This window comes from Spiribacter sp. 2438 (assembly GCF_009676705.1).
Lineage (GTDB): Bacteria > Pseudomonadota > Gammaproteobacteria > Nitrococcales > Nitrococcaceae > Spiribacter.
The window spans coordinates 66054-87345 of the sequence record NZ_CP046046.1; the positions used below are offsets into that span (position 1 = coordinate 66054).

The 21292-nt window shown below is 65.9% G+C and carries 20 protein-coding genes; 15 read left to right on the forward strand and 5 right to left on the reverse strand.

Translation table 11 applies throughout. From position 1 onward, the window contains the following. The first annotated feature begins 11 nt into the window (after nucleotides 1–11). Genes GJ672_RS00300 through GJ672_RS00315 form a run of 4 tightly spaced genes read left to right on the forward strand, consistent with a single transcriptional unit; the run spans nucleotide 12 to nucleotide 4991 of the window. Nucleotides 12–2996, forward strand: coding sequence for a formate dehydrogenase subunit alpha (locus GJ672_RS00300; RefSeq protein WP_154295338.1), 2985 nt, complete (start codon nucleotides 12–14; stop codon nucleotides 2994–2996). 29 nt (nucleotides 2997–3025) lie between these two features. Next, nucleotides 3026–3616 (forward strand): formate dehydrogenase FDH3 subunit beta, encoded by a 591-nt coding sequence (gene fdh3B, locus GJ672_RS00305; RefSeq protein WP_154295339.1) that lies wholly within the window; start codon nucleotides 3026–3028, stop codon nucleotides 3614–3616. Nucleotides 3617–3641: 25 nt separating this feature from the next. Then, on the forward strand, nucleotides 3642–3863 hold the full coding sequence (locus GJ672_RS00310; protein ID WP_154295340.1) for a hypothetical protein: 222 nt from the start codon (nucleotides 3642–3644) through the stop codon (nucleotides 3861–3863). Between the two features lie 30 nt (nucleotides 3864–3893). Beyond that, nucleotides 3894–4991 (forward strand): formate dehydrogenase subunit gamma, encoded by a 1098-nt coding sequence (locus GJ672_RS00315; protein ID WP_154295341.1) that lies wholly within the window; start codon nucleotides 3894–3896, stop codon nucleotides 4989–4991. A 20-nt stretch (nucleotides 4992–5011) separates the two neighbouring features. Here GJ672_RS00315 and GJ672_RS00320 read toward each other — a convergent pair whose 3' ends face one another. The 5 genes from GJ672_RS00320 to GJ672_RS00340 are packed head-to-tail and all read right to left on the reverse strand — an operon-like array spanning nucleotide 5012 to nucleotide 10041. Further along, entirely contained in the window at nucleotides 5012–5590 is a 579-nt protein-coding gene (locus GJ672_RS00320) for an L-threonylcarbamoyladenylate synthase (RefSeq protein ID WP_154295342.1), read from the reverse strand. 2 nt (nucleotides 5591–5592) lie between these two features. After that, a complete protein-coding gene (locus GJ672_RS00325; RefSeq protein WP_154295343.1) occupies nucleotides 5593–8004 on the reverse strand; it encodes a DNA topoisomerase I in 2412 nt (803 codons plus the stop codon). A gap of 6 nt (nucleotides 8005–8010) precedes the next feature. Beyond that, nucleotides 8011–8484, reverse strand: a complete 474-nt coding sequence (locus GJ672_RS00330) for a DUF494 family protein (protein ID WP_154295344.1) — start codon at nucleotides 8482–8484, stop codon at nucleotides 8011–8013. Then, nucleotides 8481–9644, reverse strand: coding sequence for a DNA-processing protein DprA (gene dprA, locus GJ672_RS00335; protein ID WP_154295345.1), 1164 nt, complete (start codon nucleotides 9642–9644; stop codon nucleotides 8481–8483). Before dprA ends, GJ672_RS00330 begins: the two co-directional genes overlap by 4 nt. Then, entirely contained in the window at nucleotides 9631–10041 is a 411-nt protein-coding gene (locus GJ672_RS00340; protein WP_154295346.1) for a hypothetical protein, read from the reverse strand. The genes dprA and GJ672_RS00340 overlap by 14 nt, the downstream gene beginning before the upstream one ends. Before the next feature lie 121 nt (nucleotides 10042–10162). Between GJ672_RS00340 and def the strand changes: the two genes are divergently transcribed. The 11 genes from def to hisB are packed head-to-tail and all read left to right on the forward strand — an operon-like array spanning nucleotide 10163 to nucleotide 21289. Next, entirely contained in the window at nucleotides 10163–10696 is a 534-nt protein-coding gene (gene def / locus GJ672_RS00345; RefSeq protein ID WP_154295347.1) for a peptide deformylase, read from the forward strand. Between the two features lie 17 nt (nucleotides 10697–10713). Further along, on the forward strand, nucleotides 10714–11652 hold the full coding sequence (fmt, locus tag GJ672_RS00350; protein ID WP_154295348.1) for a methionyl-tRNA formyltransferase: 939 nt from the start codon (nucleotides 10714–10716) through the stop codon (nucleotides 11650–11652). After that, entirely contained in the window at nucleotides 11630–12949 is a 1320-nt protein-coding gene (gene rsmB / locus GJ672_RS00355) for a 16S rRNA (cytosine(967)-C(5))-methyltransferase RsmB (RefSeq protein ID WP_154295349.1), read from the forward strand. The genes fmt and rsmB overlap by 23 nt, the downstream gene beginning before the upstream one ends. Next, complete coding sequence (locus GJ672_RS00360; protein WP_195759516.1) at nucleotides 12927–13496, forward strand: DUF4390 domain-containing protein; 570 nt, start codon at nucleotides 12927–12929, stop codon at nucleotides 13494–13496. The genes rsmB and GJ672_RS00360 overlap by 23 nt, the downstream gene beginning before the upstream one ends. Continuing rightward, nucleotides 13493–15670, forward strand: coding sequence for an ATP-binding protein (locus tag GJ672_RS00365; protein ID WP_154295351.1), 2178 nt, complete (start codon nucleotides 13493–13495; stop codon nucleotides 15668–15670). Before GJ672_RS00360 ends, GJ672_RS00365 begins: the two co-directional genes overlap by 4 nt. Then, nucleotides 15667–17019 carry a sigma-54 dependent transcriptional regulator gene (locus GJ672_RS00370; protein ID WP_154295352.1) on the forward strand — a complete coding sequence of 451 codons (1353 nt, stop codon included), beginning with the start codon at nucleotides 15667–15669 and terminating at the stop codon, nucleotides 17017–17019. The genes GJ672_RS00365 and GJ672_RS00370 overlap by 4 nt, the downstream gene beginning before the upstream one ends. Further along, the gene (trkA, locus tag GJ672_RS00375; protein WP_154295353.1) at nucleotides 17016–18392 is read left to right on the forward strand and encodes a Trk system potassium transporter TrkA; all 1377 of its coding nucleotides are present in this window, start codon (nucleotides 17016–17018) and stop codon (nucleotides 18390–18392) included. Before GJ672_RS00370 ends, trkA begins: the two co-directional genes overlap by 4 nt. Nucleotides 18393–18401: 9 nt before the next feature. Continuing rightward, complete coding sequence (locus GJ672_RS00380; RefSeq protein WP_154295354.1) at nucleotides 18402–19859, forward strand: TrkH family potassium uptake protein; 1458 nt, start codon at nucleotides 18402–18404, stop codon at nucleotides 19857–19859. A gap of 48 nt (nucleotides 19860–19907) precedes the next feature. Next, entirely contained in the window at nucleotides 19908–20195 is a 288-nt protein-coding gene (locus tag GJ672_RS00385) for a tetratricopeptide repeat protein (RefSeq protein ID WP_229381982.1), read from the forward strand. Then, a complete protein-coding gene (dtd, locus tag GJ672_RS00390) occupies nucleotides 20192–20653 on the forward strand; it encodes a D-aminoacyl-tRNA deacylase (RefSeq protein ID WP_154295356.1) in 462 nt (153 codons plus the stop codon). Before GJ672_RS00385 ends, dtd begins: the two co-directional genes overlap by 4 nt. 42 nt (nucleotides 20654–20695) lie before the next feature. Then, entirely contained in the window at nucleotides 20696–21289 is a 594-nt protein-coding gene (gene hisB, locus GJ672_RS00395) for an imidazoleglycerol-phosphate dehydratase HisB (RefSeq protein WP_154295357.1), read from the forward strand. The last annotated feature ends 3 nt before the right edge of the window (nucleotides 21290–21292 follow it).

Here is a 21292-nt window from a genome sequence, read left to right on the forward strand (position 1 = left end):
GAGATAGCGCAATGAAACTGATCAAGAAATCCGCCGGCTCGGACACGGGCCGGAACGCGACCTCGGTGTTTCCGAGCCTCTTTCACACCGCCATGGATCGCCGCACCTTCCTGCGCCGCTCCGGCCTCACCGCCGGTGCAGCGGTGGCTGGCGCGGCCCTGTCACCGGCGATGATGCGCCGTACCGAAGCCGCCGAGTCCGCGAATTCGCGGTTGGCCGGCGTCCCGGTGGAGCTGCGGCGTTCGGTCTGCAGCCACTGCTCGGTGGGCTGCGGCGTCGTGGCGGAGGTGCAGAACGGCGTCTGGACCGGCCAGGAGCCCGATTTCGACTCGCCCATCAATCTCGGGGCCCACTGTGCCAAGGGCGCTGCCCTGCGGGAGCACGGCGTGGGTGAGCGCCGGGTCAAGTACCCCATGAAGCTGGAGGGGGGGCGTTGGCGCCGGATCGACTGGAATCAGGCGATTGATGAAATCGGCGACAAGCTTCTGCAGATCCGTGAGGAAAGCGGTCCCGACAGCGTCTGGTGGTGTGGTTCCTCCAAGGCCAGCAACGAGGGTGCCTACATCCAGCGCAAGTTCGCGGCGTTCTGGGGTAGCAACAACATCGACCACCAGGCCCGGATTTGCCACTCCACCACGGTGGCGGGTGTGGCCAATACCTGGGGCTATGGGGCGATGACCAACAGCTACAACGACATGCACAACTGCAAGTCGATGATTTTTGTTGGCAGCAACGCCGCCGAAGCGCATCCGGTGTCCATGCAGCACATCCTCCGAGGCAAGGAAAACGGCGCCAAGATCATCGTGGTCGACCCGCGGTTCACGCGTACCGCGGCCCATGCGGATCAGCACATCAGCATCCGCTCAGGCACCGACGTGCCGTTTACCTGGGGGCTGCTCTGGCACATCTTCGAAAACGGCTGGGAAGACCGGGAATATATCCGCCAGCGGGTGTACGGGCTCGACAAGATCCGTGAAGAGGTGGCGCACTGGACACCCAGCCGGGTCGAGGACGTCACCGGCGTGCCCGAGGATCAGATGTACCAGGCGGCCAAGACGCTGGCCGAAAACCGCCCGGGCACCATCGTGTGGTGCATGGGTGGCACCCAGCATCACATCGGCAACAACAACACCCGGGCCTACTGTGTGCTGCAGCTGGCTCTGGGCAACATCGGCAAGTCCGGTGGCGGTGCCAACATCTTCCGCGGTCACTGCAACGTTCAGGGGGCCACGGACGTTGGCCCCAACTGCCATTCCCTGCCCGCCTACTACGGCCTCTCCGAAGGGGCCTGGCGGCACTGGGCCCGGGTCTGGGATGTGGACTTCGACTATCTGAAGAGCCGCTTCGATGACGGCGAGTACGATGCAGGCGGCGGCCAGATGACCAGCCCGATGAACATCTCGGGCATCCCGGTATCCCGCTGGATCGACGGCATCCTCGAGGATCCGGCCAACCTCAGTCAGCGTGACAACACGCGGGCGGTGTTCTTCCAGGGGCATGCGGTCAACTCGCAGACCCGGAATGTCGACATGAAGGAGGCCATCGAGAAACTCGAGCTGGTGGTGGTATCCGACCCCTATCCGACTCATCTGGCGGTGATGAGCGAGCGAACTGATGGAGTGTATCTGCTGCCGACCTGTACCCAGTTCGAGCAGCGGGGTTCCATTACCGCCTCGAACCGGTCCATTCAGTGGCGTGAGCAGGTGATCGAGCCGCTCTTCGAGTCCAAGACCGACGCTCACATCCTTTATGAATTTGCCCGCAAATTCGGATTCGAAGACCAGATGTTCAAGCACATCGCCATCGACGACGATGGTGCGCCGAACGTCGAGGACACTCTGCGGGAAATCAACCGCGGCACGTGGACGATTGGCTACACCGGTCAGAGTCCCGAGCGCCTGAAACTGCATGCCCAGAACAAGCACACCTTTGACACCACCACCCTGCGGGCGGTTGGCGGTCCGGCGGACGGTGATTACTACGGTCTGCCCTGGCCATGCTGGGGCACGCCGGAGATGAACCACCCCGGTACCCATGTGCTTTACGACACCAGCCAGCCGGTCAAGGACGGCGGGCTGACCTTCCGGGCCCGCTTCGGCGTCGAGCGTGATGGCGAGAGCCTGCTGGCCGACGGCTCCTATTCCGTGGGCTCCGAGCTGGATGACGGTTATCCGGAATTCTACTTTGGCACCCTGCGGCAGCTGGGTTGGCACACGGATCTGCGCCGCGACGAGCTGGCGGCCATCGCTTCAGTGGCCGGTGTCGACCCGAGCTCCCTGCCAGGCAATATCCGTGCTGCCAGTAACGCGCTGCTCGAGCAGCTGGATGGCGTCAACTGGAAAACCGACCTTTCCGGCGGGATTCAGCGGGTGGCCATCGACCATGGCTGCGCACCGTTCGGCAATGCCAAGGCCCGCTGCGAAGTCTGGCAGTTCCCGGATCCGATTCCGGTTCACCGGGAGCCGCTGTACACGCCCCGCTATGACCTGGTTTCCGAATACCCGACCTACGACGACGTCCGGGCCTCCTATCGCCTGCCAACGCGGTACGCCTCGGTGCAGGCCCAGGACTACTCCGGCGATTTTCCGCTGGTGTTCACCAGCGGCCGGCTCGTGGAATACGAGGGCGGTGGCGAGGAGACGCGCTCCAACCGCTGGCTCGCCGAGCTCCAGCAGGAGATGTTCGTCGAGATTCACCCGGCAGACGCCAACGACCGCAACATCCAGGACGGCGACACCGTCTGGCTGGATGGTCCGGAGGGCGGCAGTATCCGCATCCAGGCGATGGTGACCGAGCGCGTCCCCCGGGGCACGGTCTGGACCCCGTTCCATTTCGGTGGCCACTTCCAGGGTGAGGACCTGCTGGCGCGGTACCCCGAAGGCACAGCGCCCCATGTCCGCGGCGAAGCCTGTAACACCGCCACCACCTACGGCTACGACTCCGTCACCCAGATGCAGGAGTCGAAGACCACCTTGTGCCAGATTCGCGCCGCTTGAGGCGACACGGAACCTGAAGGAGAGCCGACATGGCAAGAATGAAATTTCTGTGTGACGCCGAGCGGTGTATTGAATGCAACGCCTGTGTCACGGCCTGCAAGAACGAAAATGAGGTGCCCTGGGGGATCAACCGCCGGCGGGTGATAACCCTGAACGACGGCGTGCCGGGCGAAAAGTCCATTTCGGTGGCCTGCATGCACTGCACCGATGCCCCGTGTGCCGCGGTCTGTCCGGTGGACTGCTTCTACACCACCGACGACGGCATCGTCCTGCACGACAAGGACCTCTGCATCGGCTGCGGCTACTGCTTCTACGCCTGCCCCTTCGGTGCGCCGCAGTACCCCCGGCAGGAGGCCTTCGGGGTGCGGGGCAAGATGGACAAGTGCACCTTCTGCGCCGGTGGCCCCTCGGATAACAACAGCGACGCCGAGTATGCCAAGTACGGGGCCAACCGGGTGGCCGAGGGCAAGCTGCCCGCCTGCGCAGAGATGTGTGCCACCAAGGCCCTGCTGGCCGGTGACGGTGACATGGTCGCGGATATCTACCGCGAACGGGTCCTGCGGCGATCCGGACGGCCCCAGACCTGGGGCTGGGGCAAGGCTTACGGGGCGGGTGTCTAGCCCGCCGCTGATGGGAGCGAAGATCATGGTTCGAAGCACCCGATGTATCCCGCGCTGGATGACGCTGTCCGGCCTCGCGGTGGCGATTCTGCTACTGGCTGGCTGCTACGAGGAGATGAGCGATGTCCGCGTCTATGACCCCGGCGTCTACAAAGGCGCCGAGGATCCACTAATGGAGATATCCGGGACCGAGGAGCTGCATGAGGAGCTCGCTCAGCGGTTTCAGGCCGTACAGACCGACCGCTGATCCCGGATCATCGGTGTGGAGGGAAAAATAATGAGCAAGACTGACGGAAAACAGCCTGGAGGCCGGCGGCTTCACGTCCGCATCATGCTCTGGAGCATGCTCGTCATTGCCGTTGGCGCCATGGTCGCCCCCCTCGGAGGCTATGTCTTCGTGGAGATGGCCGGCGCCCAGAGCTTTCAGGAGACCAACCCGCGCTCCGAGACCTGGCGGCAGGCCCGCGAGGGCAACGTCGGCGTGACCACCGTTCAGGGGCAGGAGACCGGAGTCCTGATCCTTAACAGCGGCGAGAACTGGCGACAGCTGCGAAACGGTGTGGTCGCCAACGTCATGCCCTGGGTGCTGGGGACGGCGGTGCTGGCCGTCGGTTTGGTGTACACCCTGGTGGGTCGAATGCGACTCGACGCGCCGGCCTCCGGTAAGGTCGTGTTGCGCTGGAAGCTGTGGGAGCGCGTCCTGCACTGGACCACGGCGACGCTATTCATCGTCTTGGCGATCACTGGCCTGAGTCTGTTGTTCGGCCGAGCGGTGCTGATTCCCCTCCTGGGGCACCAGGGCTTTGCCGCCTACGCCACCGTGGCCATGAATGCCCACAACTACGTCGGGCCGGTGTTCACCCTGTGCGTGGCTGCCATGGCACTGGCCTGGGTCTCCCACAACATTCCCAACCGGACCGACCTGGCCTGGTTCAAGGCCGCTGGCGGCTTCCTGAAAGGCAAGCATCCCTCGGCCGGCCGCATGAACGGCGGCGAAAAGGTGTGGTTCTGGTTCATTGTTCTGGTGGGCGGCGTTGTCTGCGCCACCGGCGTGGTGCTGGACTTTCCCATCTGGGGTCAGACCCGAGAGACCATGCAGCAGGCGCATCTGGTTCACGCAGTGGCTTCCATCCTCTGGATCTCCCTGTTTCTCGGCCATGCCTACATCGGCACGGTGGGCACCGAGGGGGCCATTGACGGCATGACCACGGGTTACTCCAGCGTCGAGTGGGCGGAGCAGCACCATGACCTCTGGTATGAAGAGGTCAAGCATCAGGCGGTAGACGCCTCCGAAGTAGGGTTGACGTCCGGCGTCGCCGCACGGGCGGTTGAGTCCACCATGACCGGTGACGAGAAACCAGCATCGTCCGGCTAGCTTCGTCGGGAAAAGTCGGTCTACACGGGGCCGGCCCCCGGTCGCAGCACGCGACCGGTGCCGGCCTCTCTGATTTCGGAGGGACCCCGTTGTCCGCCCAGCGGCCCGGGTAACCGCCAGTCCAGCCGTGGGCCGAACAGGCGCTGCACCTGCCAGGGTCGTCGGCAGGCCGGCCGGCCACTGAGGTTGGCACTGGTGGAGACCAGCGGCATGGCGGCGGCGCAGCACAGGTCAATCACGGGCGGATGGGCGGTGACCCGCACGGCAATGGTGTCTCGGCCGCCGGTGAGGAGAGGCGGCAGACCCGGCGCCGCTGGCATCACCCAGGTGACGGGACCAGGCCAGCTGCCCAGAATGGCGTCCCGTGCGTCGGGATCGTCGGGCCACTCCACCAGCTCGTCCAGCTGCGCGGGGTCCGCTGCAATGACAATCAGCCCTTTTTCAGTGCCCCGACCCTTGAGGGCAATCAGGCGCTGCAGGGCATGCTCGTTGAGGGGGTCGCAGCCCAGGCCGTACACCCCCTCGGTGGGATAGGCCCCAATGCCGCCGGCGAGTATCCGGTCACGGATCCGGCGGAGCCGGACAGAATGGGCGCTCATGGCTAGCTGCCGGAGGAGCGCTTGCCGCCGCCCTTGCTGGCGGTTTTGCGACCCGAGGTGCTTTTGCGCTTGGTGCCGCCCCGGCCCTTGGGCTCGGGCGCCTCGTCCACCAGAGTCTGGCACTGCGCTTTCGTCAGGCTCTCGGCATCCTGATCCTTGGGCACCCGTGCGCGTTTTCGACCGTCGGTGACGTAAGGGCCAAAGCGGCCCTTCATGACTGTAAGCGCCCCGTCATCAAAGCTCTGAATGGTGCGCTTGGCGATGTTTTCCTTTTTCTCTTCCACCCGCTGCAGGGCCGTTTCCCGATCGATGGAATAAGGATCATCATCTTTTTTCAGGGAAGCGAACTGATCGCCGAATCGCACATAGGGCCCGAACCGGCCGATGTTGACGCTGAGCGGCAGGCCATCCGGCGTGGTCCCCAGGTCCCGGGGCAGCGTGAACAGCGCCAGGGCCTCTTCCAGGGTGATGGTCTCGATGCTCTGGCCGGGCCGCAGGCTCGCGAATTTCGGTTTTTCCTCGTCGTCGCGGGTGCCGATCTGCGCGAACGGCCCGTAGCGCCCCAGGCGAGCGCTGACCGGACGACCGGATTTGGGGTCCGTGCCCAACTCCCGGGCTTTCATCACATCGCTGCGGGAGACCTGCTGTTTTTCTTCCACCCGCTCCCGAAAGGGCTTCCAGAACTCCTCCAGCACCGGCACCCAATCGTTCTCGCCCCGGGAGACGGCATCAAGGCGGTCTTCGAGCTTGGCCGTGAATTCGTAATCCACATACCGATCAAAATGTTCCGTCAGGAACCGGGCCACCACCCGACCGGTGTCGGTGGGCTGGAACCGGCGGTTCTCCAGGGTGACGTAATTGCGCGTCTGCAGCGTCGAGATAATGGCGGCATAGGTGGAGGGCCGTCCGATGCCATACTCCTCTAACGCTCGCACCAGACTCGCCTCGGAGTAGCGGGGAGGCGGCTCGGTAAAGTGCTGCTCGGGGCGCAGTGCCAGCAGCGGAATGCGGTCGCCCTCGCTCAACGGCGGCAGGATGCGCTCGTTGCCATCGGCCGCCCGGTCGTCACCACCGTCCTGGTAGACCGCCATGAACCCGGGGTCGCGAATGGTGGAGCCGGTGGCCCGGAAATTGGCCACCTCGCCGGCGGCGAGGTCCACCGACACGGTGTCGATGGTGGCATGGATCATCTGGCAGGCCACCGTGCGCTTCCAGATCAGGTCGTAAAGCCGGTACTGGTCGTCGCTCAGGTAACCTTTCAGCTGCTCGGGTGCCCGCGCGGCGTCGGTGGGCCGGATGCCCTCATGGGCTTCCTGGGCGTTTTTGGCCCGGGTGCGGTATTGATGCGCCTGCTTGGGCAGTTTCTCGGGCCCAAAGCGCTTTTCGATGACGGCCCGTAATGACTGGATCGCTTCCTGGGAGAGGTTCACCGAGTCGGTCCGCATGTAGGTGATCAGGCCGACGGTGCCACTGCCCGTGTCAACGCCTTCATAGAGTTGCTGGGCGATGCGCATGGTCTGCTGGGCAGAGAAACGCAGCTTCCGCGAGGCCTCCTGCTGCAGCGTCGAGGTAATGAAGGGCGCGGAAGGATTCCGCCGCCGCTGTTTTTTCTCGACCCGGGTCACCACCAGTTCGCCGCGGCCGGATTCCGGCAGGGGTTCGCCCAGTGGCGTATCGCTGGCGGCTCCGGCGGCGGCCAGGATGCGCCGGCCAGCGGTCTCGGCGGTTTCGCCATCGGTGATGGTGAACTGCTCCACCTTGCCGCCGTCCAGCTGCTGCAGGCGGCCAACAAAATCATGGCCCTCACGTTGCAGGTCGGCTTCGACGCTCCAGTATTCCCGGGGCACGAAGGCTTCGATTTCCTGTTCACGCTCGACAATCATCCGCAGGGCCGGGGACTGAACCCGACCGGCGGAGAGGCCGCTGGTGATCTTGCGCCAGAGCAGTGGCGAGAGGTTGAAGCCCACCAGGTAATCCAGCGCCCGGCGCGCCTGCTGGGCGTTCACCAGGTCATCGGAGAGTCCTCGGGGGTGTTCAATGGCTTCCTGGATGGCGCCCTTGGTGATTTCATAGAACACCACTCGGTGCACGGGCTTGCCGTCCAGCACGCCCCGCTCCCGCAGAAGCTCGTGCAAATGCCAGGAAATGGCCTCGCCCTCGCGGTCAGGGTCAGTGGCCAGATAGACCGCTTCGGCCTTGCGGGTGGCCTTGGCGATGGCATCCACCTGTTTGGCGTTGCGCTCCACCACCGTGTAGTGCATCTCGAAGCCCTGCTCGGGGTCCACTGCACCTTCGCGGGCCACCAAATCACGCACATGGCCGTACGACGCCATGACCTCGTAGTCATTGCCCAGGTATTTGTTGATGGTGCGCGCCTTGGCCGGCGACTCCACGATGACGAGTTTGGTGCTCATTCGCTTTTAATGGGTCAGAGGATTCGGGTGGTCGAAAAGCAGGTTTTCCATCCAGGCGCAGGCGGCTTCCTGCCCGGGCAGACTGAACAGCACCATAAGGACTACCCATTTGAGCTTGTCCAGATCAATGTCACCGTCTTCCAGTGCCATGATTCGGTCCACCACCACCTCGCGGTTGGTCGGGGTCAGCACGCCGGCCTGTTCCAGAAAGACCAGAAAGCCGCGGCACTCCGTGTCCAGCTGTCGACACTCCGCTTCGGTAAAAATTCGGGTGGCGGGCTGCAGACTGCTGCCGGACGGCAACTCGCGGGTCTCGGCCAGGGCGTCGATCCAGTTCAGGGCTTTGTGAATTTCCGAGCGGGTGAATCCCGCTTCCAGGAGATCGGCTTCGACCCGACCCCGGTCGGGATCGATATCAACGGCGTCGTGGAAGTAATGCTCGAACAGGTACATCAGGATGTCGAAAACGTTTTCTTTCATCCTGCATTCCCCTGGTTCGTGCGCATATACCGTCCGCCGTTACAGGGCGCCACGAGCCCTTTCAGTTCAAGGCTCAGGAGCATGGAGGAAAGGATATCGGGCGTCAATCCGAGCCGCTCGGCCAGGCGATCGAAGCTCACCGGGTCGTGCCCCATGGCCTCCAGCAGGGCCCGATAGTCACTATCCAGTGATTCGCTGTCGGGCGCCGTGTCCACTGACGGGGCATGGTGATGCGCAGGCGTGGTTTCAGTCGGCAACCCATGCAGCGGACCAGCGGCGTTGCGTATCTCCTCAATGACGTGATCGGCGGTTTCCACCAGACGCGCGCCGGTCCGGATCAGCCGATGACAGCCCCGCGCCACCGGGTTGTGGATGGAGCCGGGCAGGGCCATGGCCTCGCGTCCCTGGTCCAGGGCGCTGTAGGCGGTGCCCAGGGCCCCGCTTTTCTCACCGGCCTCAACCACCAGCACCCCCAGAGACAGTCCGCTGATCACGCGGTTGCGTCGCGGGAACAGGCCGCGGCTCACTGGGGTGGCGACCGGCATTTCCGTGACGAGAGCGCCCCCGTTGTCGAGGATCTCCCGGGCCAGGTGGCGGTGTTCCCGCGGATAGAGCCGATCCGGCCCGGTGGCCATGACGCCGATGGTGGTGCCCTTGACGGCCAGCGCGCCCTGGTGAGCTTCGGCATCGATGCCCAGCGCCAGGCCGCTGGTAATGGTCAGGCCACTGGCGGCCAGGTGAGCAGCAAAGTCGCCGGCACTGTGAAGGCCGCCGGCGGTGGCATGACGTGAGCCCACGATGGCCAGCTGGTGAGTTTTCAGTGCCTCGACGTTGCCTCTGACGAACAGCACCGGCGGCGGGTCGGCAATGTGACTCAGCTGTACCGGGTAGCGGGCATCGTCCCCGGTAATGATGTGGCGGTCCGGGCCGCCGGCCTGCCAGGCAAGATCCGCCTGGACCCCCTCAGTGGCGGTCTCCCGATGGCGAAGCGCCGTGGCAATCGCCGGTTCCAGGCCGCTTTGAAGGCGCTGGGTTTCGCTGGCATCAATAAACGCCGACAGACTTCCGAATTGCTTCCGGATCCGCTTGATGGCCATGGGGCCGACGCCCGGCAAGCGCCACAGCAACAACCAGTCGTTGAGGGTGTCAGTGGTTGCCAAAGGCTTCCGCCTCCCTGTTAATTGCCAGCAGGTAATCCCCTGGCCGGATCTCCCGGTGGGATCGCTCGATACGCAGGAGCGCCGGCGATCCGGGGCGGATCACCCGCGCTTCCCCCAGTATCATGGCGCGTTGGCCGACCTCATCCCAGCGTTGGCCGCGGGCCTCGTGGGTGGCCGGACGCACCAGGTAATAATGCCGGGCGTCACGGCCCGCCAGGCCGCGAGCAGTGATGACGTCGCCGGCGGCCAGCAGCTGCCGGCCCTCGGTGCCGGCCACGACTTGCGGCAGCTCGGCCACCGGCGGCAGCAACAGGGGCGGCTGGGCGTGGACAACGGGCAACATGATGAGCCCGATCAGGGCGCTGAACAGACCCCGCAGGGCGGTCTGAACGGTCATTGAACTCCCTCCATGCGCGTAGGTGCCCGCTGGCCGCTGTTGCTGCGGCCCGGGTATAATTCGATGACACTTGATCGATTGAGGCTAGCAGCGGCCTGTTGCGGCCCTCAACGGAACTGGCATGGCAAAACGCGAAATTCTTCAGTATCCCGATCGGCGGTTGAGAACGCCCGCCCGAGCGGTCGAAGTCATTGATGACCGTATTCAGGCTCTCATCGATGACATGTTCGAAACCATGTACGACGCCCCGGGCATCGGGCTGGCGGCGACCCAGGTGGATGTCCATGAGCGGATTGTGGTCATGGACGTCAGTGACGGGGGCGACGACCAGCGGGTGTTGATCAACCCCGAGATCATCGAGCGCGCCGAGCAGTCCGACGTCGCCGAAGAGGGCTGCCTCTCCATTCCCGGCTACACCGATGATGTTACCCGGCCCGAGCGGATTCGGGTTCGGGCACTCGACCGCCAGGGCGAGCCCTTCGAACTGGAGGCCGAGGGCCTGCTGGCCCGCTGCATTCAGCACGAGGTGGACCACCTGGAGGGCCGGCTTTTCATTGACTACCTGTCCGAGCTCAAGCGCAAGCGCCTGCGGCGCCGATTTGAAAAGGCAGCCCGCCAGCGCCCTGGCGCGGCGGCGGGCACCGACGCCGTCTGACCAACCGGGAGCCATCCATGCTGAATGTCGTGTACGCGGGCACGCCAGACTTTGCCGTGCCGGCCCTCACGGCCCTGCTGAATGGCCCTCATCGGGTGGTCGGGGTGTGCACACAGCCCGACCGGCCGGCAGGGCGCGGGCGGCGGTTGCGAGCCTCGCCGGTCAAGCAACGGGCTCAGGAATCCGGGGTGCCGGTTTTCCAGCCGGATAGCCTCAAGGCGCCGGATGCCGTCGCGGCCCTGGCTGACTGGGCACCGGACGTGCTGGTGGTGGCGGCCTACGGGTTGATCCTGCCGCAGCGGGTTCTGGATCTGCCGCGGCACGGCGCGCTGAATATCCATGCTTCGCTGCTGCCGCGCTGGCGCGGGGCAGCGCCGATCCAGCGAGCCATCGAGGCCGGTGACCCGCAGACCGGCGTCTGCCTCATGGAAATGGAGGCCGGCCTGGACACCGGTCCGGTGGTGTCGTGCCGATCCACCCCCATCCATCCGGACGATACGGCGGCCACGGTCCATGATCGACTGGCGGCGCTGGGAGCGGAACTGCTGGACGAGACGCTGGACGACTGGGCCGCGGGCCGGCGGACAGCAGAGCCCCAGCCCGCCCGGGGCGTGACTCATGCGGCCAAGATTGACGCCGCCGAGGCGTGGCTGGACTGGTCCCGGCCGGCGGAGGTGCTCGAGCGTCAGGTCCGGGCCTTCAATCCCTGGCCGGTGACCCGGTGCCGGTATCGGGGCGAATCGTTACGGGTCTGGGCGGCTGAGGTCGCTGACCCGACCCCCACCGTGGCAGGACCGATTGGCACGGTGGTGGCGGTGGGCGAGGCCGGCATCGAGGTGGCCACCGGCGAGGGGCGCCTGCGCCTCACCCGAGTGCAGGCGCCGGGTGGCCGGGCGCAACCCGCGGCGGAATTTCTGCGGGGGCACGATATTCATGTCGGCGAAAGCCTCCTCTGAGACCCCGAATCCCCGCGCCATTGCCCTGGAGGCTCTGCTGAGGGTGCTGCGCGACCATCAGTCGCTGGATCGGGTGTTGCAGGTCAGCGAGCCGGCACTGACCGACGAGCGGGATCGGGGCCTCTGCCGGGCGCTGGCTTACGGCGTGCTGCGCCATCACCGACGGCTCGCCGCCCTGCGCGATCACCTGATGCGTTCCCCCTTGCGGCAGCGGGATCTGGATATTGCCCTGCTGATCGAGCTGGGGCTTTTTCAGCTGCTGGAAATGGAAGTGCCCGCCCATGCTGCGGTCTCGGAAACCGTAGCCCTGACCCGCCAGCGGGACAAACGCTGGGCCCGCGGGCTGGTGAATGCCGTGCTGCGGCGTTTCCAGCGGGAATCGGCGACCTGCCTGGCGGCGGTGGATGGCCATCCGGCGGTCACGCACTCACTGCCTGACTGGCTGGCCACCACGATCCGCCAGGACTGGCCGGATCACTGGCCAGACCTGGCCGGACAGCTTAATGAGCGCGGCCCCATGACCCTGCGGGTCAACCCGCGCCAGACCCGTCCGGCCGCAATGGCCAAAGCATTGCAGGATGAGGGCATTGATGCCCGGACGCTGCCTGACTGGCCCCAGGCGCTGGTGCTGGATCGTCCGGTGGCGGTATCCCGCCTACCGGGGTTCGAGGCCGGGCAGGTGACCGTCCAGGACGGCGCCGCGCAGCTGGCGGCACCCCTCCTGGCCGCGCGGGACGGCGACCGGGTGCTGGACGCCTGCGCCGCCCCGGGTGGCAAGACCACTCACATCCTCGAGCTCGCCGATGTCTCCCTGCTCGCCCTGGACAGTGACGCCGAGCGGCTCGAGTCGGTGCGGCAGGCGCTGGCGCGGCTGTCGCTGACGGCGGATCTGCGCGCGGCGGATGCGGGCGCGGTGAATGACTGGTGGGACGGAAAGCCATTCCACCGAATCCTGCTGGATGCTCCCTGTTCGGGCACCGGCGTCATCCGGCGTCATCCGGACATCAAGTGGCTGCGTCGCCGTGATGATATCCCGCGGCTACAGGCCCGGCAGACGCGACTGCTGGAGCGCCTCTGGCCGCTCCTGGCGCCGGGGGGTCGGTTGGTCTATGCCACCTGCTCGATCCTGCAGGCCGAAAATGAAGCCGTGCTGGCGGCATTCATGTCGGCGCACCCGGAGGCCACGGCGGTGCCGCCAGCGCTTCCCGTGGGTCGATCCGTCGGTTACGGTCACCAGATCCTCACCGGCGAGTCCACGGTGGATGGCTTTTACTATGCCTGTCTTGAAAAACGCTAAGCGCTGGCCGCTGGCCCTGATGATGGGGTTGTGTCTGGCCATGGCCTCGCCGGTGGCGGATGCCTTCGAAGTGGAGTCCGTGGAGGCGCGCTTCGACGACGGCCTGGTGATCGCCGACGCGCGTCTGCGCTACGCCCTCAGCGAGCCGGCACGCGACGCCCTGGAAAACGGCGTGCCCCTGGTCATCGAGCAGCGACTGGTGATCGAGCGGCCGCGCTGGTGGTGGCGGAATGTCCGGGTGGTAGAGCGTGAGCGGCGCTATCAGCTGCAGTACCACGCCATGAGCCGGCGGTTCGTGCTGACCTGGATCGGCACCGGCGAGAGCCGCAGCTTCCGCAGCCTGGATGCGTTGCTGGAGGAGTTGGGCCGGGTGGAATCCTGGCCGCTGGTGAGAAGCGAGCGGCTGGATGCGGAACAGGTCTATCAGTTGGCCATGGAGACCACTCTCGATCTGGAGGCACTGCCCCGTCTGCTGCGCACGGTGACGCTGACCGACGGTGACTGGCAGCTCGGCAGCGAAACCCGCCGTGTCGAGGTGCGGCGGTGAGCTGGCTGCGCAGCGAGGGGTTTGTGCGGGTGGCCCTCAGCGTCCTGCTGATCGTCTCGCTTTACCTGTTGAGTGCAGCCACCGAGAACTCCGAGCGTTTCGGTCGGCTCTATGTCTGGCTGCTGCTGCTCAATGGCGTGGTCATCGTCGCCCTGCTGGGCCTGATCCTGAACAACATTCTCCGCCTGGTGCGCTCCGTCCAGCGGCGGGAAACCGGCAGTCGCCTGACTCTCAAACTGATGGCCCTGTTCGTGCTGCTGGCGGTGCTGCCCGGGCTCATCGTCTACGCCTTCTCCATGCAGTTTTTGCAGCGGGGTGTGGACAGTTGGTTTGACGTGCGTATCGAGCGGGCACTGGACGATGCCCTGGCACTGTCCCAGGCGGCTCTGGATCAGCGCATGCGCGACATGCAACAGCGGGTGGAGGATGCCGCCAGCGAGCTGGTGGATGTGGAGCCGGCCATGACTCCGGTCATCCTCGGTGATCTGCGCGAGCAGATTCGGGCATCCGAACTGACCCTGTTGGGAGAGAACGGTCAAATCATCGCGGCCAGCAGCATCGATACGGTCAGCATTCTGCCGCACCGCCCGGAGGAAGGCATTCTGCTGCAGCTTCGCCAGGATCGACCCTATGTGGGGCTTGATCCCATCGGCAACGCCGGGCTGCACATCCGCGCGCTGGTGCCAGCGCCGAGCCCCGACGGGCCCGGCAGCAGCCGGGTGCTGCAGGGCCTCTTTCCGGTCTCACCCCGGGTCAACGACCTGGCGGAACAGGTGGAGCTCGCATTCAGCGAGTACCGTGAGCTCGCCTACCTGCGCGGGCCCCTCAAGGACAGCTTCAGCCTGACGCTATCCCTGGTGTTGCTGCTGTCGTTGCTGTTTGCGGTCTGGTCGGCGTTCTATCTGGCGCGGCGGCTGGTGGCGCCGGTCTCCCGACTGGCGGAGGGCACCCGGGCCATGGCCGCCGGCCGGTACGGCACTCAGCTGCCCCCGGGCGGCAATGACGAGCTCGGGTCGCTGGTGCACTCCTTTAATGACATGAGCCGGCGGGTGGCAGAGGTTCGCGACGCGGCCCGGCGCAGTCAGGCGCTGGTGGAGTCACAGCGGGCCTATCTGGAGGCGGTGCTGGGCCGCCTGTCCTCCGGGGTGCTGGCGCTGGCGCCGGATGGCAGTCTGCGCACCTTCAACCAGGCTGCCAGCGATATCCTCTCGGTGCCGCTGCACACCGGCGTCGGCCAGCCGCTATCCGGGCTGGCGGCGGAGCACCCCGATTTTGAACCCTTCGCCGAGCTGGTGGATCAGCACCGCCAGGGCAACGGCACGGACTGGCGGGCGGAAATCGCCCTCGATACCGCCGAGGGCCGGCGGGTGTTGATGTGCAGTGGCACGGCGCTGCCGGGGGAGGGGGAGATCGGTGGCCATGTCATCGTGTTCGACGACGTCACCACCCTCATCCAGGCCCAGCGCGATGCCGCCTGGGGCGAAGTGGCACGACGCCTGGCGCACGAGATTCGCAATCCGCTGACCCCGATCCAGCTGTCGGCGGAGCGCTTGCAGTTAAAGGTGGCGCCCGCCCTGGATGGTGAAGCAGCGGCGCTCCTGGAGCGCTCCACCCAGACCATTGTTCATCAGGTGGAAGTGATGAAGGACATGGTTCAGGCCTTTTCGGACTATGCCCGCCCACCCGCTCTGCAACGCCGGCCCGTGGACCTGAACGCCCTGATTCGCGAGGTGGTGGAGCTGTACCGCGGCGAGCCCGGAGAACCACAGCTTGAGCTTGAGCTCGCGGATGACCTCCCGCCGCTGATGGCGGACCCCGGCCGGGTGCGCCAGTTGCTCAACAATCTGCTGCGCAATGCGCTGGAGGCCGCCGAGCCGGGGAGCTGTCACATCACGCTGAGCACCGCACGGGGTGAGGGGCGTTATGCCGACCGGATCGAGCTGGACGTTCAGGACAATGGCCCCGGGTTCTCGGAGGACATGCTGAATCGCCTCTTCGAGCCCTACGTGACCACCAAGGCGCGGGGTTCCGGTCTCGGACTGGCCATCGTCAAGAAAATCGTTGAAGAGCACCGTGGCACCATCAGTGCGCGCAACGTCAGCCATGGTGCCCGCATCACGGTTCGCCTGCCGCTGGATGTTGCGCTGACAACGGAATCGGGAGACAGCCCATGAGCAAGGCCCATGTACTGGTGGTGGATGACGAGCCGGACATCCGCGGCCTGGTCAGGGAAATTCTCGAGGATGAGGGTTATCAGGTGGCCACCGCCGAGAGCGCTGACGAAGCGCGGCGACTGCTGGCGGAGCAACGCCCGGATCTGGCTCTGCTGGATATCTGGATGCCCGGCGAGGACGGCATCTCGCTGCTGCGGGAGTGGGCGGCCCATGGCGCCCCGGCATTTCCCGTGGTGATGATCTCCGGCCATGGCACGGTGGAAACCGCCGTGGAGGCCACCCGTCAGGGCGCCACGGATTTCGTTGAGAAGCCGCTGTCCATGGGCAAGCTGCTGGTGACGGTGGAACAGGCGCTGGCGGGCGCGGACACTGCGGGTGAGGTCACCCCGGCCGAGGCGCCGATGACACCCGTCGGCCGCAGTGCCTCCATGCAGGCGCTTCGGGATCGGGCCGGCCGGGTGGCCGGCAGCGACAGCTGGGTGCTGCTCACCGGCGAGGTCGGCAGTGGCCGCAAGCTGCTGGCGCGCTATCTGCACGGCCTCAGTGCTCGCAACCGGCGGCCCCTGATCGAGCTGGCCGCCGGCACGGTGGCGGGTCAGGCCGCCGCCGAGGAGCTTTTCGGCAGCGAACAGGGCGGGCGGATTAACCGGGGTCGGCTGGAGGACGCTACCGGCGGCACACTGGTGCTGGACGAGGTCGGCGACCTGGACCCCGAGGCCCAGACCCGCCTGGCGTCAGCCATTGACGCCGGCAGCTTCCAGCGGGTGGGTGGCGCGCACCGGGTCCCCCTGGACGTTCGGTTGATCGCCACCACCTGCCGGGATCTGGTGCTGGAGGTCAACGCCGGCCGCTTTCGGGGTGATCTGTATTACGCGCTCAGCGTGGTGCCCCTGCAGGTCCCGCCGCTGCGGGAGCACGTCGAGGATGTGCCTGAGCTGGTGAGCTTCTACGTGGACCGGCTGGTGGAGCAAGAGGGTCTCCGCTACCGGCATTTCACCGTGGCGGCCCAGAATCGCCTTCGACATCATGATTGGCCCGGCAATGTCCGGGAGTTGCGCAACCTGGTGCAGCGCCTGCTGGTGCTGGGGGACGGCGTGGACATTGATGTTGCCGAGGTGGAGGCGGCGCTGACGGCCCCGGAGCCCGGCCCCGGCGCCGACGGCTGGCCCCCGCGGGTGTCGCTGGACCTGCCGCTGCGCGAGGCGAGAGAGCAGTTTGAAAGGGCCTATCTGGAACAGCAGCTGGCGCGGGCCGGAGGCAACGTGGCTCGTCTGGCGAAACTGGCGGGGATGGAAAGAACGCACCTCTACCGTAAACTGCGGGCGCTCGGCATTGAGGGGCGAGGATGAAAATCATCATTCTGGGTGCCGGCCAGGTGGGTGGCACGGTGGCCGCCAGCCTGACCAGCGAAAACAACGACATCACCGTGATCGACAGCGACCCGGGGGTGCTGCAGGCGCTGCAGGATCGGCTGGATCTTCGCACCATCAGCGGCAACGGCACGTACCCGGAGGTCCTGGAGCGGGCCGGGGCTGACGACGCCGACCTGCTGATCGCGGTTACCGATTCCGACGAGGCCAACATGGTGGCCTGTCAGGTGGCGTCGACGCTGTTCAACACCCCCACCAAGATCGCCCGGGTGCGGGCGGTGGAATACCTCTCTCATCCCCAGATGTTCGCCCATGATGCGATTCCGGTGGACGTGCTCATCAGCCCGGAGCAGCTGGTCACGCAGTACGTCCGGCGTCTGATTGAGCATCCCGGAGCGCTGCAGGTCATGGACTTTGCTGACGGCCGTGTCCGTCTGGTGGGTGTGCGGGCCTATTACGGGGGGCCGTTGGTGGGCCAGGAGTTGCGCACCCTGCGTGAGCATGTGCCCGGGGTGCAGACCCGGGTGGCGGCCATCTACCGCCGTGGCAGCGCGATCATCCCCGAGGGCGACACGGTGGTGGAAGCCGGTGACGAGGTGTTTTTCGTGGCGGCCCGACGCAATATCCGGGCGGTGATGAGCGAGCTGCGCCGGCTGGAGAAACCGGTCAAGCGGATCATGGTGGCCGGTGGTGGCAATATCGGGTTCCGTCTTGCCAAGTCCATCGAGCGGGATTACCAGGTCAAGATCATTGATCACAATCCGGGCCGCTGCCGGGTGATTGCCGACGAGCTCAAGAAAACCATCGTGCTGCGGGGTGATGCGGCGGATGAGGATCTGCTGCTGGAAGAGAACATCGAAAACACCGATATTTTCTGCGCCCTGACCAATGACGATGAGGCGAACATTCTTTCGGCCATGCTGGCCAAGCGCCGGGGGGCCCGAACCGTGATGGCGCTGATCAACCGCGCCGCCTACGTGGACCTGATTCAGTCCAGCAACGACATTGACGTGGCCATATCCCCCCAGCAGGCGACCATTGGGAGCCTGCTGGCCCATATCCGGCGCGGTGATGTCACCACCGTGCATAGCCTGCGGCGCGGGGCGGCTGAAGCCATTGAGGCCGTGGCTCACGGCGATGCCGGCAGCTCGGACGTGGTGGGCAAGCGGATTGATCAGATCCGGCTGCCCCGGGGAACCACCATTGGTGCCATCGTTCGGGGCGACGAAGTGGTCATGGCTCACCATGACACGGTCATCGAGCCCGAGGATCACGTCATCCTGTTCCTGGTGGACAAGTCACGGCTCGCCGACGTCGAGAAGCTGTTCTCCGTCGGCGTGACCTTTCTCTAGAGACCCGCCATGCACCTGGAGCCCGTTCAGCGCGTTCTCGGCGTCCTGCTGATGGTGTTCAGCCTCACCATGCTGCCGCCGGCGCTGTTTGCGCTGGCGGCCAATGATGGCGTCGCCACCGCCTTTCTGCTGACCTTTGCGCTGCTGCTGGTTCTGGGTGCGTTGCTCTGGCTGCCGGTGCGGGGCTCCCGGCGGGAATTGCTGACCCGGGACGGATTCTTCGTGGTGGCCATGTTCTGGGTGGTCCTGGGAGCGGCCGGTGCATTGCCGCTGATCCTGCAGCGGGAGGTGCCCTTCCCGGTGGTGGACGCGTTGTTCGAAAGTGTCTCCGGCCTGACCACTACCGGCGCCACCACCATCGTGGGCATTGAGGAATTGCCCCTCTCGTTGCGCTATTACCGCCAGCAGCTGCAGTGGTTGGGCGGCATGGGCATCATCATTCTGGCGGTGGCCATTCTGCCCATGCTGGGCATTGGTGGCATGCAGCTCTATCGGGCCGAACTGCCGGGCCCGGTCAAGGATGCCAAGCTCACCCCCCGGATTGCCGAGACCGCCAAGGCCCTCTGGTACATCTACCTGGGTTTGACCGTGGCCTGTGGCGTGGCCTACTGGCTGGCGGGCATGTCGCCATTCGATGCCCTCAGTCATGCCTTTACCACCGTCGCCACCGGTGGATTTTCCACCTATGACGCCAGCATCGGCCACTTCGACAGCGCCATGATTGAGATGATTGCCGTGGTGTTCATGCTGGCCTCGGCGCTTAACTATTCCCTCCATTTCATGGCCTGGCGACGGATGAGCACCGAGCCCTGGCGACGGGATCCGGAGTTACGGGCCTATCTGACGGTGGTCGCCCTGGCCTGCGTGCTGGTGATTGGCGGACTGCGGATCTATCAGGCCGCCCATGATCTGCCCCCCGGTGAGGCCTGGCACAGCGCCATCTTCCAGGTGGTGTCCTTTGCCACCACCACCGGTTATACAACCGCCGCCTATGCCACCTGGCCGATCTTCCTGCCGGTATTGCTGCTTTTTCTGGCGGTGGTGGGCGGTTGCGCCAATTCCACCACGGGCGGGCTCAAGGTCATCCGGGTCCTGCTGCTCTGGCGCCAGGGCGGCCGCGAGGTCATGCGCCTGATCCACCCCCAGGCCCAGGTGGTGGTGAAGATCGGCGATCGCCCGGTGAGCGAGCGGGTCATTGATGCGGTCTGGGGGTTTCTGGCGGCCTATGTGGTGATCTTTGTGCTGATCATGCTGACGATGATGGCCATGGGTCTGGATCAGATCACCGCGTTCTCGGCCACAGCCTCGGGGCTGGCCAATCTGGGCCCGGCGCTGGGCGATGTGACCGCCAATTTTGCCAGTGTCGGGTCCGGGCCGAAGCTGCTCATGTGCCTGGCGATGATCATGGGGCGGCTGGAGATTTTCACCCTGCTGGTGCTGTTCACCCCGGCGTTCTGGAGGCGCTGAGGGCGCAGCTGCTAGCCTGTTTCCATGGATATCGACGCGTTGCAGAAAATGATCGACGGTGGCCGGGACAGCGCCATGCTCCGGCTGACCATTGGCGAGGCCCATGCCCGGCAGGGCGACATCGAGGCGGCCATGACCCACCTGCGCCAGGCCATCGCCCTCGAGCCTGATTACTCCGCCGCCTGGCGGGCCCTGGGCCGGCTGCAATTGAAAGCCGGCGATGAGCCCGCGGCCCTGGAGACCTTCCGCCAGGGCCTGGAGGCGGCCCGGCGCCGGGGTGACATGCAGATCGTCCGCGAGCTGGAAGTGCGGGTGAAGCGCCTGGAAAAGTCATGATCGGGCTTTTGCAGCGGGTCACGGAGGCCCGGGTGGAGGTGGCCGGCGAAACCGTGGCCGCCATCGGACCGGGCCTGCTGGTGCTGGTGGGCATGGAGCGCGAGGACAACACCGAAACCGGCCAACGGCTCCTGACCCGGCTGCTGAGCTATCGGGTCTTCGCTGACTCCCAGGGCCGCATGAACCGCAGCCTGGCGGACATCCATGGTGGGCTGCTGCTGGTGCCGCAGTTCACCCTGGCTGCGGACACCGGCAAGGGCACTCGGCCGGGTTTCTCCACCGCGGCTCCGCCGGAGGTGGCGGACCGGCTGTTCGCTGACCTGGTTGAACAGGCCCGGCCACGGCATGATCCGGTGGCCGCGGGTGCCTTCGGCGCCGACATGCGGGTTCACCTGTGTAATGACGGTCCGGTCACCTTTCAGCTGCGGGTGAACCCCGGCTCACGGGCCAGCGGGTAGCGTGGTATCCTTTGCATCCGATTGTTCCGGGTGGATCCTTCCATGAGTCAGCGCAGCGCAGTCATCGAGCGCAACACCCTTGAGACCCGCATCCGGGTCAGCCTTGACCTGGACGGCAGCGGCGCCGGCGAGCGACAGACCGGCGTGGGTTTTTTCGACCACATGCTGGATCAGCTGGCCCGTCATGGTCTGCTGGATCTGGACGTTCAGGCGGAGGGCGACCTTCACGTGGACGACCATCACACCGTGGAGGACGTGGGCATCGCGTTGGGTCAGGCGTTTGCCTCGGCGGTGGGTGACAAGCGCGGGCTGGTGCGCTACGGGCACGCCTACTGTCCCCTGGACGAAGCGCTGGGCCGGGCCGTGGTGGACCTCTCCGGGCGGCCGGGGCTGTGGTTTCGGGTGGACTTTCCGGTGGAGCGCATCGGCGAGTTCGACACCCAGCTGGTGGAGGAATTCTGGCGGGGGTTCGTGAACCACGCCGGCGTGACGCTGCATCTGGACAGCCTGTCCGGGCACAACGGCCACCACATTGCCGAGACACTGTTCAAGGCGGCGGGCCGGGCATTGCGCCTGGCCTGTTCCGAGGACCCGCGTCTGGATGGCGCTCTGCCTTCGACAAAGGGCGCGCTCTGACCC

What these genes read in the sequence shown, in the direction of transcription:
- GJ672_RS00300 (WP_154295338.1), top strand. Translation starts at nt 12, where the DNA reads ATGAAACTGATCAAGAAATCCGCCGGCTCGGACACGGGCCGGAACGCG.
- fdh3B (WP_154295339.1), top strand. Translation starts at nt 3,026, where the DNA reads ATGGCAAGAATGAAATTTCTGTGTGACGCCGAGCGGTGTATTGAATGC.
- GJ672_RS00310 (WP_154295340.1), top strand. Translation starts at nt 3,642, where the DNA reads ATGGTTCGAAGCACCCGATGTATCCCGCGCTGGATGACGCTGTCCGGC.
- GJ672_RS00315 (WP_154295341.1), top strand. Translation starts at nt 3,894, where the DNA reads ATGAGCAAGACTGACGGAAAACAGCCTGGAGGCCGGCGGCTTCACGTC.
- GJ672_RS00320 (WP_154295342.1), bottom strand. Translation starts at nt 5,590, where the DNA reads ATGAGCGCCCATTCTGTCCGGCTCCGCCGGATCCGTGACCGGATACTC.
- GJ672_RS00325 (WP_154295343.1), bottom strand. Translation starts at nt 8,004, where the DNA reads ATGAGCACCAAACTCGTCATCGTGGAGTCGCCGGCCAAGGCGCGCACC.
- GJ672_RS00330 (WP_154295344.1), bottom strand. Translation starts at nt 8,484, where the DNA reads ATGAAAGAAAACGTTTTCGACATCCTGATGTACCTGTTCGAGCATTAC.
- GJ672_RS00340 (WP_154295346.1), bottom strand. Translation starts at nt 10,041, where the DNA reads ATGACCGTTCAGACCGCCCTGCGGGGTCTGTTCAGCGCCCTGATCGGG.
- def (WP_154295347.1), top strand. Translation starts at nt 10,163, where the DNA reads ATGGCAAAACGCGAAATTCTTCAGTATCCCGATCGGCGGTTGAGAACG.
- fmt (WP_154295348.1), top strand. Translation starts at nt 10,714, where the DNA reads ATGCTGAATGTCGTGTACGCGGGCACGCCAGACTTTGCCGTGCCGGCC.
- rsmB (WP_154295349.1), top strand. Translation starts at nt 11,630, where the DNA reads ATGTCGGCGAAAGCCTCCTCTGAGACCCCGAATCCCCGCGCCATTGCC.
- GJ672_RS00360 (WP_195759516.1), top strand. Translation starts at nt 12,927, where the DNA reads ATGCCTGTCTTGAAAAACGCTAAGCGCTGGCCGCTGGCCCTGATGATG.
- GJ672_RS00370 (WP_154295352.1), top strand. Translation starts at nt 15,667, where the DNA reads ATGAGCAAGGCCCATGTACTGGTGGTGGATGACGAGCCGGACATCCGC.
- trkA (WP_154295353.1), top strand. Translation starts at nt 17,016, where the DNA reads ATGAAAATCATCATTCTGGGTGCCGGCCAGGTGGGTGGCACGGTGGCC.
- GJ672_RS00380 (WP_154295354.1), top strand. Translation starts at nt 18,402, where the DNA reads ATGCACCTGGAGCCCGTTCAGCGCGTTCTCGGCGTCCTGCTGATGGTG.
- GJ672_RS00385 (WP_229381982.1), top strand. Translation starts at nt 19,908, where the DNA reads ATGATCGACGGTGGCCGGGACAGCGCCATGCTCCGGCTGACCATTGGC.
- dtd (WP_154295356.1), top strand. Translation starts at nt 20,192, where the DNA reads ATGATCGGGCTTTTGCAGCGGGTCACGGAGGCCCGGGTGGAGGTGGCC.
- hisB (WP_154295357.1), top strand. Translation starts at nt 20,696, where the DNA reads ATGAGTCAGCGCAGCGCAGTCATCGAGCGCAACACCCTTGAGACCCGC.